General features: G+C 69.5%; 19 protein-coding genes and 1 pseudogene. 4 read left to right on the top strand and 16 right to left on the bottom strand.

From position 1 onward, the window contains the following. The coding region (locus tag VFF46_RS16615; RefSeq protein ID WP_325038026.1) for a glycosyltransferase at positions 1-757 on the top strand (757 nt) is incomplete at its 5' end. 81 nt (positions 758-838) lie between these two features. On the opposite strand, the gene VFF46_RS16620 is transcribed toward VFF46_RS16615, so the two are convergent. From VFF46_RS16620 to VFF46_RS16650, 7 genes are all read right to left on the bottom strand, one after another. Then, the gene (locus VFF46_RS16620) at positions 839-1,576 is read right to left on the bottom strand and encodes a hypothetical protein (RefSeq protein WP_325038027.1); all 738 of its coding nucleotides are present in this window, start codon (positions 1,574-1,576) and stop codon (positions 839-841) included. A 151-nt stretch (positions 1,577-1,727) separates the two neighbouring features. Continuing rightward, positions 1,728-2,486: an ABC transporter ATP-binding protein gene (locus VFF46_RS16625; protein ID WP_325038028.1), complete on the bottom strand. Its 759-nt coding sequence runs from the start codon at positions 2,484-2,486 to the stop codon at positions 1,728-1,730. Next, a complete protein-coding gene (locus tag VFF46_RS16630) occupies positions 2,473-3,372 on the bottom strand; it encodes an ABC transporter permease (RefSeq protein ID WP_325038029.1) in 900 nt (299 codons plus the stop codon). Before VFF46_RS16630 ends, VFF46_RS16625 begins: the two co-directional genes overlap by 14 nt. 42 nt (positions 3,373-3,414) lie before the next feature. Further along, on the bottom strand, positions 3,415-4,119 hold the full coding sequence (locus VFF46_RS16635) for a tyrosine-protein phosphatase (RefSeq protein WP_325038030.1): 705 nt from the start codon (positions 4,117-4,119) through the stop codon (positions 3,415-3,417). After that, on the bottom strand, positions 4,116-4,808 hold the full coding sequence (locus VFF46_RS16640; RefSeq protein WP_325038031.1) for a hypothetical protein: 693 nt from the start codon (positions 4,806-4,808) through the stop codon (positions 4,116-4,118). Before VFF46_RS16640 ends, VFF46_RS16635 begins: the two co-directional genes overlap by 4 nt. 19 nt (positions 4,809-4,827) lie before the next feature. Further along, positions 4,828-5,151, bottom strand: coding sequence for an AzlD domain-containing protein (locus tag VFF46_RS16645; protein ID WP_325038032.1), 324 nt, complete (start codon positions 5,149-5,151; stop codon positions 4,828-4,830). Then, positions 5,148-5,834 carry an AzlC family ABC transporter permease gene (locus tag VFF46_RS16650; protein WP_325038033.1) on the bottom strand — a complete coding sequence of 229 codons (687 nt, stop codon included), beginning with the start codon at positions 5,832-5,834 and terminating at the stop codon, positions 5,148-5,150. The genes VFF46_RS16645 and VFF46_RS16650 overlap by 4 nt, the downstream gene beginning before the upstream one ends. 54 nt (positions 5,835-5,888) lie before the next feature. Here VFF46_RS16650 and VFF46_RS16655 point away from each other — a divergent pair, with 54 nt between their 5' ends. Next, positions 5,889-6,458: an XRE family transcriptional regulator gene (locus VFF46_RS16655; protein ID WP_325038034.1), complete on the top strand. Its 570-nt coding sequence runs from the start codon at positions 5,889-5,891 to the stop codon at positions 6,456-6,458. A 96-nt stretch (positions 6,459-6,554) separates the two neighbouring features. On the opposite strand, the gene VFF46_RS16660 is transcribed toward VFF46_RS16655, so the two are convergent. Then, complete coding sequence (locus VFF46_RS16660; protein WP_325038035.1) at positions 6,555-7,385, bottom strand: SAM-dependent methyltransferase; 831 nt, start codon at positions 7,383-7,385, stop codon at positions 6,555-6,557. Between the two features lie 166 nt (positions 7,386-7,551). Here VFF46_RS16660 and VFF46_RS16665 point away from each other — a divergent pair, with 166 nt between their 5' ends. Continuing rightward, positions 7,552-8,433: a helix-turn-helix transcriptional regulator gene (locus VFF46_RS16665; protein ID WP_325038036.1), complete on the top strand. Its 882-nt coding sequence runs from the start codon at positions 7,552-7,554 to the stop codon at positions 8,431-8,433. A gap of 4 nt (positions 8,434-8,437) precedes the next feature. On the opposite strand, the gene VFF46_RS16670 is transcribed toward VFF46_RS16665, so the two are convergent. Further along, the gene (locus tag VFF46_RS16670; protein ID WP_325038037.1) at positions 8,438-8,929 is read right to left on the bottom strand and encodes a helix-turn-helix domain-containing protein; all 492 of its coding nucleotides are present in this window, start codon (positions 8,927-8,929) and stop codon (positions 8,438-8,440) included. 215 nt (positions 8,930-9,144) lie between these two features. Between VFF46_RS16670 and VFF46_RS16675 the strand changes: the two are divergent. Then, positions 9,145-9,381 (top strand): annotated as a pseudogene (locus VFF46_RS16675) (GNAT family N-acetyltransferase); the annotation flags it as partial. 78 nt (positions 9,382-9,459) lie between these two features. Here the strand turns inward: VFF46_RS16675 and VFF46_RS16680 are convergent. Genes VFF46_RS16680 through VFF46_RS16710 form a run of 7 tightly spaced genes read right to left on the bottom strand, consistent with a single transcriptional unit; the run spans position 9,460 to position 15,319 of the window. Further along, the gene (locus tag VFF46_RS16680) at positions 9,460-10,575 is read right to left on the bottom strand and encodes an epoxide hydrolase (protein ID WP_325038038.1); all 1,116 of its coding nucleotides are present in this window, start codon (positions 10,573-10,575) and stop codon (positions 9,460-9,462) included. Beyond that, positions 10,565-10,912 carry a VOC family protein gene (locus VFF46_RS16685; RefSeq protein WP_325038039.1) on the bottom strand — a complete coding sequence of 116 codons (348 nt, stop codon included), beginning with the start codon at positions 10,910-10,912 and terminating at the stop codon, positions 10,565-10,567. The genes VFF46_RS16680 and VFF46_RS16685 overlap by 11 nt, the downstream gene beginning before the upstream one ends. Positions 10,913-10,931: 19 nt before the next feature. Continuing rightward, positions 10,932-11,126 carry a ferredoxin gene (locus VFF46_RS16690; protein ID WP_325038040.1) on the bottom strand — a complete coding sequence of 65 codons (195 nt, stop codon included), beginning with the start codon at positions 11,124-11,126 and terminating at the stop codon, positions 10,932-10,934. 11 nt (positions 11,127-11,137) lie between these two features. Further along, the gene (locus tag VFF46_RS16695; RefSeq protein ID WP_325038041.1) at positions 11,138-12,334 is read right to left on the bottom strand and encodes a cytochrome P450; all 1,197 of its coding nucleotides are present in this window, start codon (positions 12,332-12,334) and stop codon (positions 11,138-11,140) included. Beyond that, positions 12,331-13,476, bottom strand: coding sequence for an NAD(P)/FAD-dependent oxidoreductase (locus VFF46_RS16700; protein ID WP_325038042.1), 1,146 nt, complete (start codon positions 13,474-13,476; stop codon positions 12,331-12,333). Before VFF46_RS16700 ends, VFF46_RS16695 begins: the two co-directional genes overlap by 4 nt. Beyond that, the gene (locus tag VFF46_RS16705; RefSeq protein WP_325038043.1) at positions 13,473-14,117 is read right to left on the bottom strand and encodes a TetR/AcrR family transcriptional regulator; all 645 of its coding nucleotides are present in this window, start codon (positions 14,115-14,117) and stop codon (positions 13,473-13,475) included. The genes VFF46_RS16700 and VFF46_RS16705 overlap by 4 nt, the downstream gene beginning before the upstream one ends. Continuing rightward, entirely contained in the window at positions 14,117-15,319 is a 1,203-nt protein-coding gene (locus VFF46_RS16710) for a cytochrome P450 (RefSeq protein WP_325038044.1), read from the bottom strand. The genes VFF46_RS16705 and VFF46_RS16710 overlap by 1 nt, the downstream gene beginning before the upstream one ends.

Below are 15,319 nucleotides of genomic sequence, written 5' to 3' on the forward strand. Positions count from 1 at the left end.
CGCGCACGCCAAGCACGACATCCTGGTCCGGGTGGACGGGCACGGCGCGCTCACCGACGGGTACATCACCCGCGCGGTCGAGGTGCTGGACGAGAGCGGCGCGGACAACGTCGGCGGCGTGATGGCCGCCGAGGGCCGGACGCCGACCGAGATGGCGGTCGCCTGCGCGTACCGTTCCCGGCTCGGCCTGGGCGCCTCGACGTTCCACCAGGGCGGCAAGGCCGGACCGGCCGACACCGTCTACCTGGGCGTCTTCCGGCGGGCCGCGCTGGAGCGGGTCGGCGGCTTCGACGAGACCATGCACCGGGCCCAGGACTGGGAGCTGAACTACCGGATCCGCAAGACCGGCGGGCTGATCTGGTTCAGCCCGGACCTGTCGGTCACGTACCGCCCGCGGTCCTCGCTGTCCGCGGTCGCGAAGCAGTTCTTCCACACCGGCCAGTGGCGCCGCGAGGTGATCCGCCGGCACCCCGAGACCGCCAGCAAGCGGTACCTGGCACCGCCGGTCGCGGTGATCGGCCTGGCCGTCGGCACGATCCTCGGCATCATCGGGCTGGCCACCGGCGTCAGCTGGCTGGACATCGGCTTCCTGGCCCCCCTGGGCTACGCGCTGCTGCTGATCCTCGGCTCCGCGATGGAGGGCCGCTACCTCCCCTGGAAGGCCCTCTTCTGGATGCCCCTGGTCTGCGCCACCATGCACATCTCCTGGGGCCTGGGCTTCCTCCTGGGCCTCCCCGAACGCCCCAAGGCCGGTTAGTTCTCCATCCGTCTTGGGGGTTCTCCGCTGGTACACGAACGAAGAACCCCCAACACCAGTGGATAACCAGTCAGGGGAAGGTCACGCTGGGCGGCGGTGGCGGCCAAGGGCCCGGTGGAGGGTGGCGGCTAGTTCGGCGGGATGGTCGAGGTCGGACCAGTCGGTGCGGATCACGGTGAGGCCGAGCGCGCGGAGCCGGTCCTCGCGCCGCTTCTCCCGGATCAGCACCTGGGGCGACCCGCCGCCGTACTTCAGCGCACCGTCGAACTCGACCACCGTGTCGTACCCCTCAAAGTCGAAGTCGACCCGGCCGATCAGCCCGTGACGATCGCGGTACTCGGTCTGCAGCCGCGGTCGGGGCAACCCGTGCTCATACATCAGAACCCGGAGCCGGGATTCACCGACCGATTCGGACAGCCCGTCTCCGAATCGCAGCGCTTCCCGGGCCCCGGCGGATCCCGGCCAGAATGCCGTCACCGAGTGCAGACGCCGCCGCTCGTCCTCCGCGACGCGGCCCGCCCGGAGCGCGGCGTCGAAACCCACCACCGCTACCTCGAACGACGCCGTACACGCCGATTCGACGGCCGCGCGCGCGACGCTGGTCGCGAGTACGCCGTCGACCACGCCGAGGTCGGTCTCGGTCAGCACTCCCAGATGATGCTGTACGCCGGCGACGACGCCGCCGGACCTCCCGTCCAACCGGGTCACGTGCACGCGGCTGAGGTCGAGACCCCAGATCGGCAGACCGTGCAGGACCAGCGCCGACTGATGGCTGACCGCGACCGAGCCGGGGCGCATCGCGTTGACCACAGCGTGCACCTGACGGAGGTGTACGACCCACGCGCGTTCCCACGGCGGGAGGCCCGCCAGGTCGAGCGCCTCGGCGTACTGACCGCGCCGGATCTGTTCCCACGAACCATCCCGCAGGCAGCGGACGATCTGCTCGTGGGTGCATCCACTGCCCAGGGGGCTAGCCGGCGCGGGTGGAGCGGATGTAGGCGGCGATTACCTCGTCGACCGGGCCGTCGAGTTTCAGGATGCCGGCGTCCAGCCAGAGGGCGCGGTTGCAGGTCTCCTGGACCACGTCCAGGCTGTGGCTGACCAGGAACACGGTGCCGGCCTGGTCGCGGAGCTCCTTGATCTTGCGCTCCGAGCGGACCCGGAACTCGGCGTCGCCGGTGGCCAGCGCCTCGTCGACGAGCAGGATGTCGTGCGTCTTCGCCGACGCGATCGCGAACTTCAGCCGCGCCTGCATCCCGGTCGAGTACGTCGACATCGGCAGGTCGATGAAGTCGCCGATCCCGGAGAAGTCGACGATCTCGGCGTACCGGGCTTGCGTCTCGGCCGGGGACATGCCCATCGCGAGACAGCCGAGCACCACGTTCCGCTCGCCGGTGAGGTCGTTCATCATCGCCGCGTTGACGCCGAGCAGCGACGGCCGCCCGCCGGTGTAGACCGCGCCGGACGCGGGCGGCAGCAGGCCGGCGATCGCGCGCAGCATCGTCGACTTGCCGGAGCCGTTGCGGCCGATGACACCGATCGCGTCGCCCTTGTACGCCGTGAACGTGACCTTCTTGACCGCGTGCACCTCGCGGATCGTCGGCCGGTCCTGGCGGTTGATGATCCGCCGCAGGGCGGTCGCCGCCGTACCCTTGCCGCCCTGGCCGGCGATCACCTTGTAGATGATGTCCAACCGGTCGGCGATCACCGTGGGTTCAGCCTCGGCCATAACGGTCCTCCGCCCGCCAGAAGTACCAGAGTCCGCCGGCCAGCATCACGAACGCCCAGACCACCGCGATCGTCCACGCGTTCGGCAGCTGGTTCCGCTGGTGCTCCTGCAGCAGCGACCGGCGGACGATGTCGATGTACGCCGAGATCGGGTTGAACGCCAGTACCTGGACAACCCAGGTCGGTGCGTGCAGCTGGGACAGCTTGTACGGCAACGAGAAGAAGATGCCGGACGCGTACAGCCAGGTGCGGGTGATGAACGGCAGCAGCTGACTGATGTCGGTGACGAACGTCCCGATCCGCGCGAACACCAGCGTGATGCCGATGTTGAACATCACCTGCAGCAGCATCGCCGGGACCACCAGCAGCCACCGCCACGCGGGCCCGTCGGTGAACCCGACGACCAGGAACAGCAGACCCAGCGAGATGAGCATCTGGTTCAGCTCGTTCAGGACGTAGGCGAGCGGGAGCGTGGCGCGCGGGAAGTGCAGGGTCCGGATCAGCGACAGGTTCAGTGCCAGCGAGCGCGACCCTTCGGTCATGCAGCGCTGGGTGAACGTGAACACGAACACCCCGCTGAGCAGGAAGGCCACGTAGTTGTTGATCCCGTTCCTCGTCCCGAGCAGGACACCGAAGGCGAGGTAGTACACCGCGGCGTTCAGCAGCGGGGTCAGGATCTGCCAGATCGAGCCCAGGCGGGCCCCGGCGTACATGGCATAGGTGCGTGCGGTGGCATAACTGACGACGAACTTACGGCGGCTCCACAACTCGCGCAGGTACGAGCCAAGTGGCGGGCGGAGCGAGCTCTTGGAGAGTCCGTAGCGTTCGGCCAGGGCCGCCGGGTCGGATACCCCGGTCGGCTCCGTCGGCACTGCGGCGGTCGGCATTGCGCCAATGTACTGCGGTCCGTGACTGCGTCGTGACGCAGGTCAGCCCACTAAGCGCTCCCTCAGCTTCCTGAGGTCGTTTTCAGCGATACCACCGTGCCGCAGGTATGCCTCCGGCCCGCCGTACTTCGTGTCCAGATGCCGCAGGATCGCGACGATCGACTCCGCCCGGGTGTCCCGGAACTCGATCATCTCCGGGTGTTTCGAGGGGTCCGGCTCGGCCGCCAGCTGCTCCTCGAGCCAGGGCGCGAGCCGCGAGCGGGTCAGGTAGTAGTCGGCGACGATCTCGTCCTCCGGTACGCCGACGACGCTGAGCGCCAGCGCGACCACCATGCCGGTCCGGTCCTTGCCGCCGTGGCAGTGCACGACGACCGCACCCTCGGGCTCGTCCGCGATCGCCTTCACCGCGGCCGCGAACAGCTCCGGACGCTGGTCGAGCATCCAGATGCAGGCTTCGACGATGGTGGGCTGTCCGTGGTCGGGGTCGGCCGGGTCCTGCAGCGATTGCCGTACGGCGAGCGGCGTACCGGTGAACGGGGTCGGAAAGGCCGCCACCTCGCCGTCGCCGCGCAGATCCAGGATCCGGCGGACACTCGACCGCCGTACCGCCTCGACGCCCTCGGCCGTCAGGTACTGGAGACTGTCGGAGCGGATCAGGACACCGCTCTTCACTACCCGCCCGTCGGCGGTCGGCAACCCGCCGACGTCGCGGGCGTTGCGGCAGCCTGGCCAGTCGAGGTCGGTCATTGGCCCTGCGGCCGGTCGGGGTTCTGACCTGGGTTGTACGGCGGGGGCGGCGGGAACGTGTTCGCCTGCTGCGGCGGCATCGGCTGCTGAGGGTAGTTGCCCGGCGGGTAGTTGCTCGGTGGGTAGTTGCCGGGGGCACCGGGCTGGGCGGGGAACGTATTGGCGCCGCGGCGGCTGCGGTTCTTCCGGACCAGGCCGATGGCGAGGAACGTGACGCCCAGCCCGATGAAGATCAGCAGCGAGAAGACGGTCGCGAAGATCGACAGCACGAACGCGCCGAGCGACGACTTCGGCCCGGCCGCGTACGTCGCGCTGGTCTCGCTGTCGGTGCACGAGATGCTGTAGTCGCCGGCCGGTACGGTCGCGGTCGACTTCGCGACGACGTACCAGGTGTCCCCGTTGATCGTGATCGTCTCGGACCCGCCGGGCTTCTTCGTCGGTACGTCGTTGCCGCTCGCGTCCTTCACCGTGCACGGCGGCGTCAGCACCGGGACGGACGCGTAGATCGTCAGGCCGTCCTTCTTCAGGTGCACCGTCCCGCCCTCGATCGGCTGCGGCGAACTCGGCGCGGTCACGACGATCCGCCAGACGAAGAACGCGGTCAGCACCGCACCGACCACGAAACAGCTGATCGCGAGAACAGGCAAGATCGATTTCTTGGGCGCTGCCGCCATCCCGGGCTGGGTCATGGCAGCACGGTAACGGTTGTCAGGGGGCGCCGAGCAGACGAAGCCCCGCGGCGGTCGCGGCGGCGGCAACGACGACCAGCACGAACGGCGCCTTCCGCCAGGCCAGCACGCCGCCGACCAGTACCCCGGCCGGCCGCGCGATCCCCGCCGGACCGTGCCCCTGGGTCAGCGCGGAGGTCGCGACCAGCGCGGTCAGCAGCACGATCGCGGCCGCGGCGAGCAACTGCTGCGCCTTCTCCTGCACTTCGAACCGGCTCCGCAGCGCCGGCCCGGCGAACCGCAGCGAAAAGGTGCCGACGGCAAGTACTCCGATGCCGATCAGCAACAGCGGCGTGTTCGTCATCGGGACACCTCCAGCGCGGGCTTGTCCGCGCGGTAGAACAGAAGTCCGGTAAGCGCCAGCAATACGGGCAGACCAGCCGGAAGGAAGGGTGTCGCGGCGAGCGCGATCACGGCGCCGACGAGGGCAGCCGTCCGGGTCCGGCGGTCGCGCAGCGCCGGCAGGACCAGCGCCAGCAGTACCGCCGGGAACGCCGCGTCCAGCCCGAAGACATCGGTGTTCGTGATGACCGAACCGGCCAGCCCGCCGACCACGACGCCGACGTTCCAGCAGACGAAGATGCCGATCCCGCCCGCCCAGTACGCCGCCCGCCGTTGCGCCGGCTCGTCCTGCCTCATCGCGAACGCGACGTTCTCGTCGGTCATCACGTGGCTGCCCGGCCAGCGCCGCCAGCCGCCGCCGATCACGTCACTGACCGCCAGCCCGAAGGCCACATGCCGGCTGTTCACCAGCAGCCCCGCGACCATCGCCGCGATCGGCGAACCACCGGCCACCACGATCCCGACGAACAGGAACTGCGACGCACCCGCGAACACCACGATCGACAGCAGGATCGGCACCCACAACGGCAGCCCGCCGCCGACGCTGATCGCGCCGTACGACAACCCCACGACGCCGTCGGCCAGACACACCAGGGCGATGTCGCGGGCGAGTCCCCGATCGAGTGTTCGCCAGATCGAACGCATGGGCATTATGATGAACACCTCGCAGCCCGTTCGTCAAGCCGAACAACCGTACCGATGGAGCGAACACCGATGGACAGCAAGGCACCACTGGACGTGATCGCCGCCTCCCTGCGCCGGCACCGGGCGCGGGCCGGCCTGTCGCTGACCGAGGTGGCCAAACGGGCCGGCGTCGCCAAGTCCACGCTGTCCCAGCTGGAGTCCGGCACCGGCAACCCGAGCGTCGAGACGCTGTGGGCGCTGGCGGTCGCACTCGACACGCCGTTCGCCGCGCTGCTCGACCCGCCGCGGCCGAAGGTGCAGATCATCCGGGCCGGCGAAGGCCCGGCGATCTACTCCGACCTCGCCGACTACAGCGCCACGCTGGTCGCCTCCAGCCCACCGAACGCCCGGCGCGACATTTACCGGATCGTGGCCTCCCCCGGCCCCGGCCGACGGTCCGACCCGCACATGCCCGGAGTCGTCGAGCACGTCATCCTCAGCTCCGGCCGAGCCTTGGTCGGCCCCACCGACGACCCGGTCGAGCTGCACCCGGGCGACTACGTCGCCTATCCCGGCGACCTCCCCCACATCTTCCAAGCACTCGAGGAGAACACCTCGGCCACGCTGGTCTCGGAGCATGTCTGACGACGCCTGAACGCGAGGTTGTGGCGCCGCGCGACCAGGGGTGAAACGCGCCACGCCCGGGACCGCGGCGGCCCCGGGCGTCTCGACGTACCTGGGTCAGAGCTTGCGGCCGACGGCGCCGACGATGCACTCCTCGACCTGGTTCAGCGGCTTCATCCGCGGGCCGTCCGGCCACCAGTCGTCACAGAGCACCATCCCCGGCTCGACCAGCTCCTGGCCCGGGAAGAACGTCATCAGCTCCGCGCGGGTGCGGAACCGGCCGCTGCCCATCGGGCTGTGGATGAACTTCTCCTCCATCTTCTGGGCGACCTCGGAGTGCTCGGGGGTCTCCGGATCGTAGAAGTGCGAAATCACCGTGTAGGACCCGGGCACCACCGCGTCGACGTACTTCTGCATGATCTGCGCGCCCTCGTCGCCGATGTAGTGGTGCAGCGTGCCGGCCTGCATCACCGCGATCGGCTGGGTGAAGTCGAGGAACTTGCGGACCTCGGGATTGCTGAGCACCTCGTCCGGGTCGAAGATGTCCGCGCTGATGAACAGGGTGTTCTCGTTCTCCTCGAGCAGCGCGCGGCCGTGCGCGAGCACCACCGGGTCGTTGTCGATGTAGAGCACCTTGGCCTCGGGCTGGATCCGCTGCACGACCTGGTGGGTGTTCTCGGCGGTCGGCAGACCGGATCCGCAGTCCAGGTACTGCGTGATCTCCGCCTGGCCGGCCAGGAACCGGCACGAGCGGATCAGGAAGTTCCGGTTCGACCAGGCCAGGTCCTGGGCCTGCGGCGCGGCGGCCTGAACCCCACGCAGCACCTCGCGGTCGACCTCGAAGTTGTCCTTGCCGCCCAGGAAGGCGTCGTACACCCGGGCGATACTGGCCCGGCTGGTATCGACGCCGACTGGGATGGAGCTTGGCGCTTTGGTGGCATCGACCATCGGTGAACCTCGCAGAGAGTGAAAGGGTGCGTCTGGTGCGAGAGACTCTACCGAGAGTACGGCGCGCTGAACACGTCGTGTCGGCGCGTGCGGATGGACATAGTCACGACCCGTTATGAAATGATCAACTGCTGCACACCGAAACACTGCTGCTGGGAGGCGAGAGGTGACCGAGCCGGGGGCGTACGGCGGTCCGACCGCCCTGCGCATCATGCTCGGCGTGTATCTGCGCCGGCTGCGCGAGGCCGCGGGGGTGACCCGTACCGACGCGGGCTGGGCGATCCGTGGCTCGGAGTCCAAGATCAGCCGGCTGGAGCTCGGCCGGGTCGGCTTCAAGGTGCGCGACGTCGACGACCTGCTGACGCTCTACAAGCTCGACGACGCCGAGGAGCGCGAGCGGCTGCTGATGCTCGCCCAGGAGGCGAACAACCCCGGCTGGTGGCAGCGGTACGACGACCTGACGCCGCAGTGGTTCCACTCGTACCTCGGTCTGGAGATGGCGGCCGACCTGATCCGTACGTTCGAGCTGCAGTTCGTGCCCGGGCTGCTGCAGACGCCGGACTACGCGCGGGCCGTGGTCCAGATGGCCCGGCAGGACGTGCCGTTGCCGAAGGAGGAGATCGACCGCCTGGTCTCGCTGCGGCTGAGCCGTCAGGAAGTGCTGACGCGGCAACGACCGGCGCGGCTCTGGGCGGTCATCGACGAGGGGGTACTGCGGCGTCCGATCGGTGGCCGCGACGTCCTGCGGGCGCAGCTGCAGTACCTGCTGGAGCAGTCCCGGCGGCACAACGTGACGCTGCAGATCATCCCGTTCGAGGCGGGCGGCTACACCGCGACCGGCGGCGCGTTCACGCTGCTGCGGTACAACGACGCCGCCCTGCCCGACATCGTCTACATCGAGCATCTGACCAGCGCGGTCTACCTGGACAAGCGCGAGGAGCTCGACACGTACGTGGTCACGATGGACTCGGTCTCGATCACCGCGGCCCAGCCCCGCGAGACCGAACGCCTGCTGCACCGCGCGATCGAAGGGGTCGACGACCTCTGAAGCCCTAGCGGCGCTGGGCGCCCGGGCCCGGGCGGAAGGCGACCTCGCGCGGAGTCGGCTCGTGGCCGCCGTCGCAGTGCAGGACCACGCTGACGCGTTCGCCGCAGTCGCCGCGGTGCCGCGGCTCGAGCGGCGGGCCGGCGTCCAGTGGCAGGTACTGGTCGGCCCACTGCACCATCGCGACGAACACCGGGTAAAGATCCAGCCCGGCCTGCGTCAGGCGGTACTCCGAGCGCTCGCGCTGTCCGGGCAGCCGGTACGGGTGCCGGCGGATCAGGCCGCGCTCGATCAGCGCGGCGAGCCGCTCGGTCAGCACCTGCCGCGGAACGCCCGCGCGGGCCCGGATGTCCTCGAACCGGCGGACACCGACGAAGAGCTCCCGCAGCACGTGAAAAGTCCACTTGTCACCGAGGATGTCCATCGTCCGGGAGATTGTGCAGTTCTCCGTGGACCAGTTCATCGCTTCCGGAACCTGTTCGTTCACCGCCGTACTCATACCCTGCATGATAAGTCCGCTTGACAGACTCAGCCAACCGGAGCAAGGCTGAATCCGTGAACCAGACTCAGACGGGACCGCCACTCGTCCGCCGCGCCGGCGAACCCGACGCGGACGAGCTGGCCAGGATGCTCACCGGGCTGACCGATCTCAGCCGCTACTTCCGGTTCCAGACCGCGATCGGGTCGCCGCCGCGCTCCGCGCTGCTGCTCCGGATGCTCTGCCCGGCCGGCGCCGCGTTCGTCGCCACCCGGGGAACCGTGATCGTCGGACATGCGATGTGGGCCTGGGCTCCCGGCGACACGACCGCGGAACTCGCGGCGGTGATCGCCGAGGACGAGCAGCGCCGCGGGCTCGGGATCCGGATGCTGTCGGTCGCCGCCGCGGACGCGATCACGGCCGGGGCGACGCGCTTCCTGTTCGTGGTGAGTGCGGCGAACGAACGCTCGGTGCGGATGGTACGGCGGCGCTGGCCGGACGCGACGGTCGAACGCGACGGGTCGTTGCTGAGCTTCGTCGCACCGGCGCGGCTACCGGACCAGCCGGAAGAACGCGCGGATGTCGCCGACCAGCAGGTCGGGTGCCTCGAGCGCCGCGAAGTGCCCGCCGCGGGAGAACTCCGACCAGTGGACGATGTGGTGCCGGCGGTCTAGTACCCGGCGGATCGCGGGATCGGTCGGGAACACCGCGACACCGGTCGGCACCCCCGGCCGGAGGTCGTCGGTGGCCCGGCGGTTCTCGTAGTACAGGTTGGCCGACGTCGCGCTGGTGTTGGTGAACCAGTAGATCGACACGTCGGTCAGCAGGTGGTCGAGGTCGACCGCGTCCTCGGGCAGTGCGCGGGCCGGGTCGGTCCACTCCCAGAACTTCTCCAGGATCCAGGCCAGCTGGCCGATCGGGGAGTCGCTCAGCCCGAAAGAAACCGTTTGCGGGCGGGTTCCTTGCACGTCGGCGTACCCGGTACCTACCGCCCGCAGGCGCTCCGCGGCCGCGAGCCGTTCCCGTTCGGCAGCGGTCACCACGTCGCCGGGCCGCACGTCCGGGTAGGCCAGTCCCCCGTTGATGTGTACGCCGACAACGTTTTCCGGATCCAGCTGTCCGACGAGCGGCGACACCACCGACCCGGTGTCACCACCGTGCGCGCCGTACCGCTCGTACCCGAGCCGGTGCATCAGCTCCACCCAGGCGCGGGCGATCCGCCCGTGGTTCCACCCGTCCGTCAACGGCGCCGAGAAACCGTGCCCCGGCACGGACGGCGCCACCACGTGGAACGCGTCGCGCGGATCCCCGCCGTACGCCGCCGGATCCGTCAACGGCCCGAGTACGTCCAGGAACTCCGCCACCGATCCGGGCCAGCCGTGCGTCAGCACCAACGGCAACGCCTCCGGCTCGGGCGACCGTACGTGCAGGAAATGCACGGTCTGCCCGTCGATCTCGGTCAGGTACTGCGAAAACGCGTTCAACCGCGCTTCCCAGACCCGCCAGTCGTACTCCTGCCACCGTTCGACCACCCGCCGCAGGTACTCGACCGGCACCCCGCGCTCCCACCCACCAGGTAGTTGCCGAGGCCAACGAACCTGCGCCAGCCGCTCCCGCAGGTCGGCGATCTCCTCGTCCGCGACCGCGATCCGGAACTCAGAGATCATGCGCCCGCTCGTGCAACGGCTCGTACAACCCGACCTCGCCGCCACCCGGCAACCGGAACGCCGTCAGCACACCCCAGCGCTGCCGTTCCACCGGACGGACGAGCTCCACACCCTTCGCGGCCAGCTCACGCATCGTCCGCTCGAGGTCGTCGCACATCAGCAACAGCTCGTGCGACGCCGCTTCCGCCGGATGCACCGCGACCTCGGCCGGCGGCAACTTGAAGATCAGCCAGCCGTGGCCGGCGTCCACGGACGGATACTCCAGCACGTCCCGGAAGAACGCGCGATCCGCCTCCGCGTCAGTGCTGTAGACGATCACATGTGCGCCGTTGATCATCTACAGCACTGTAGTCGGGTCAGTCCTCGACGACGATGGCCAAAGCCGGGCAGACGGCGGCGGCCTGGCGGATGTCGGCGGCGAGTTCGTCGGGTGGGTTGTCGGTGAGCAGGACGACGATGCCGTCCTCGTCGCGCTGGTCGAACACGTCGGCGGCGGCCGTGACGCACTGGCCGGAGGCGACGCACTTGTCCTGATCCACGATGACCTTCATCCGGTTTCCTTTCACCACGTCACGGGAAGCGAGTAGACGCCGTACACGGCGCCGTCGTGCTTGAACGGGATCTCCTCCAGCCCGACCGCCCGGCCCAGCGTGGGAATCCGCCGGTACAGCGTGCTGTACACCACCTGCAGCTCCATCCGCGCCAACGGTTGCCCGAGGCACTGATGTACGCCGAACCCGAACGCCACATGCCGGCGCGCGTCCCGGCCCAGGTCCAGCGCGTCCGGATCCTCGAACACCGACGGGTCCCGGTTGCCGATGTCGTTCGGCAGGATCACGCCGTCGCCGGCCTTCAGCACCTGCCCGTGCAGCTCGATGTCCTCGAGTATCGCGCGCCGCCGGCCGTTGTGGGTGATGTTCAGGTAGCGCAGCAGCTCCTCGGCCGCGCCCGCCACCACCTTCGGGTCGTCGGTCTCCCGCAGTACCGCGAGCTGGTCCGGGTGTTCCAGCAGCGCAAGGGTGCCGAGGGCAATCATGTTCGCGGTCGTCTCGTGCCCGGCGAGCAGCAGTAGTACGCCGATCCCGGCCGCGTCCTGCCGGGTCAGCTCACCGGACCTGATCCGGTCGGTCAGCCCGGACAGCAGGTCGTCGCCGGGGTTCTCCAGCTTCTCGCCGACCAGGTTGTCGAGGTACGTCGCCAGGTTGCCGTGTGCCGCCGCCCGCTCCTGCGGGGTCGCGGACATCCGGATCAGGTTCTTGCTGTTCTGCTGGAAGAAGTCGTGGTCGGCGTACGGGACACCGAGCAACTGGCAGATCACCAGCGACGGCACCGGCAACGCGAACGCCTCCACCAGGTCCACCGGCTTCGGCCCGGCCAGCAGGTCGTCGATCAGGCCGTCGACGATCTTCTGTACGCCGGGGCGCATCGCCTCGATCCGCTTGATCATGAACGGCGCGGTCACCATCCGGCGCAGCCGCGCGTGTTCCGGGTCGTCCATCAGGATGAACCCGATCCCGACCCCGTCCTTGCGCGGCGGCTCACCGGTCGGGCTCGGGTAGCCGGGCTGCCGGACGTCTGAGCTCAGCCGCGGGTCGGCCAGCAGCGTGCGCTGGTCGTCGTACCGCGTCACCAGCCACGCGTCCTTGCCGAAGATGTTCACCTTGGTGAGCGGCGCCTCCGCCTGCAGCTCACGCAACCGCGGCGGCGGATCGAACGGACAACCTGTTGCCCGGGTCATCGGATAGACAGGAGTTGTCATCGGTGTCCTTCCCCAGAGATTAGGTGCATTCGGTGTGTGCGAGTTTGTTTCGGTGCGTTCCAGCCGAGGACGCCGACGATCCGGCCGGCGTCGCGGTAGTGCGCGACGAACCGCTCGCCGATGGTGCCCTCGGCAATCGTCAGGTCCGCGGACGGGCGGCCGTGGACCTGGAGCTTGGTGCCGAACTGGTCGGTCCAGAAGTACGGGACCGGGCGGTAGGGCTGATGCTCGCCCATGATGTTCGCGGCGACGCACAGGGCCTGCTCGGTGGCGTTGGTCCGATTCTCCAACCGGACCAGGCGATCCTCGTGCCGCCACCGCGCGACGTCGCCTGCCGCGTACACGCCGTCCGCGGCCCGGCAGTACTCGTCACACACGACGCCGTTCTCAAGCGTCAGCCCACTACCTTCCAACCACCCGGTAGCCGGCACAGCCCCCAACGCGACCACCACCACGTCGGCCGGCAGAACCTCCCCACCCACCAGCCGCACCCCGCTGACCCATCCGTCCACGCCTTCCAACTGCTCAACCGCCGCACCCAGCCGAAGCTCAACCCCCTCAGCCGCGTGCAGCTCCCCCAGCAATCCCCCGACGACCGCACCGAGCTGCGCCTCCATGAGCGCCGCCTGCGGCCCGGCCAGCGTCACCGCGATCCCGAGCTTGCGCACAGTCGCCGCAATCTCAGCCCCCAGCACCCCATCCCCCACAACCACCACCCCACCCCGCTTGTCCGCGGCAAGCGCATTTCGCAGCGCAGCTGCGTCGTCGAGGGTCCGCAGAACGTGGACGCCTTCTAGGGGCGGGCCCGGAAGGCGGCGGGGTTGCAGGCCGGTGGCGATCACCACGTGGTCTGCTGTGAGGGATCTGCCGGCAGCGGTGTGCACGGTGTGATCCGACAGGGAGACGGCAGGGTCGCCGAGCACGAATTCCGCGTCCAGAGCCGCGAGCAGGTTGTCGGGGCGCAGGCGGGTGCGAGCCTCGTCCCAGTCGCCCGACAAGAACTGCTTGGACAACGGCGGCCGGTCGTACGGCGGATGATACTCAGCACCAAGCACCGTGAGAGCACCGCGGAAACCCTTACGCCGCAGGGCTTCCGCGGTCGTCAGCCCGGCCGCGGAAGCGCCCACCACGAGCACGCTCACGAACTCACCGGCGCGGTCAGCATCCCGACGATCCCGTCGATCAACCCGTCGGCCATCTCCTCCCACGTCGACCGCGCGGTCGGCCGCCCCTCGGCGCGGGCCAGCTCGAACTCGGCCGTCATCTGGATGATCAGATGCCGCGCCATGTCCCCACGCTCGATCCGCACCGCCGGCGGCAGGTCCGCCAGCAGCTCGCCGAGACCGTCCACGACCCGCGTCAGCGACGGCGAGTTCAGCGACTCCCGCAGCTGGATCTCCCGCAACGCCGGGTCGTACATCAGCTGGGCACTGAACCGCGCCAGCCAGCACGCCGTACCGAGGCTCGCCATGTGGTCTGTCGCCGATCGGACCAGGACCGTCACCCAGTCCCGGACGTCGGGATCCGCGCCCAGCTCCGCGAGCAGCTCCCGCCGGCGCTCCTCGACCGGCTCCGCGTGTTTGCGGACGATCGCCCGGACCAGGTCGGTCTTGGTCCCGAAGTGGTACCCGACCGCCGTGTTGTTTCCCTGCCCGGCCGCCTCGCTGATCTGCCGGTTCGACACGTCGTGCACGCCGCGCTCGGCGAACATCCGCTCCGCCGTCGCCAGGATCAGTTCCCGGGTCGCGTTCACCCGGGACGTCCGGACCTCTTTCGCCATCATCACCAGATCACCCTTACCTCCCGCAGGCCGCCGACGAGCAGCCCCTCGACCAGTGGCAGCTCCGCCGCCGGCACTGCCAGTGCCAACGTCGGCAACCGACGCAACAACACTTCCAGTACGACCTGCAACTCGGTCCGCGCCAGCGACTGGCCGATGCAGGAGTGCGGCCCGGCGCCGAACGCCAGATGCACGTTCGGGCTCCGGGTCAGGTCCATGTCCGCGGGCTCCGCGAAGATCCGCTCGTCCCGGTTCGCCGAGGCCATGCTGCACACGGCGGTCGTGCCCGCGGGCAGCACGCCGTCGGACAGCTCGAGCTCCTCGGTGACGTACCGGATCATCCCGAAGCCGGCGTTCGCGTCGTACCGCAACGCCTCCTCGACCGCGGTCCGGACGAGGCCCGGGTCGGCGAGCAGCTGCTCCCAGCGGGTCCGGTCGGCGAGCAGCATCGCCAGCATCTTGCCGATCATGTTGGTGGTGGTCTCGTGCCCCGCGATCAGCAGCCCCATCCCGGTCGAGACGAGCGCGTCGTCGGTGAGCTTCTCGCCCGCCGAGTCGGTGCCGGTGATCAGGTCGCTGAGCAGATCGGTGCCCGGCGCCGCGCGCTTGGCCTCGATGTGCCCGGTCATGTACGCCGCGAACTCGGCGTGCGCGGCCTCCATGTCGGCAGCGGAGTACCGGCTGAGGTTGAGGAAGGTGTCGGACCAGTACGAGAACCGCTCCCGGTCGGACGCCGGTACGCCGAGCAGCTCGCAGATCACCCACACCGGCAGCGGGAACCCGAGCGCGGCCTTCAGGTCGGCCGGCTGCCCGCCCGCGACCAGCTCGTCGACGAGCTGGTCGGCCATCGCCTCGATCGACGGCCGCAGCGCCGCCATCCGCTTCGCGGTGAACCACTTGGTGATCATCCGCCGCCAGCGCTGATGCCCGTCTCCGGACTGCGGTACGCCGGGGCGCCGCCGGTCGAACACGCCCGCACCCTCCGCGGACACCCGGGCGGATCCCTCGGCCGTCCGGCTGAACCGGGCGTCGGACAGCACCTGGCGGACGTCGTCGTACCGGGTGAGCAGGGCGGCCTGATCACCGCTCGGCAACTGCACGTGCGCCACCGGGCACTGCTGCCGCAGCCGCTCCCACTCGGGCGGCGGGTCGATCGCGTCGACGGGTGGGATCGGGTACTGGACGAGCTGCTCACTATCGGTCAC

The sequence above is a fragment of the Kribbella sp. genome, assembly GCF_035655035.1.
Classification (GTDB): Bacteria; Actinomycetota; Actinomycetes; order Propionibacteriales; family Kribbellaceae; genus Kribbella.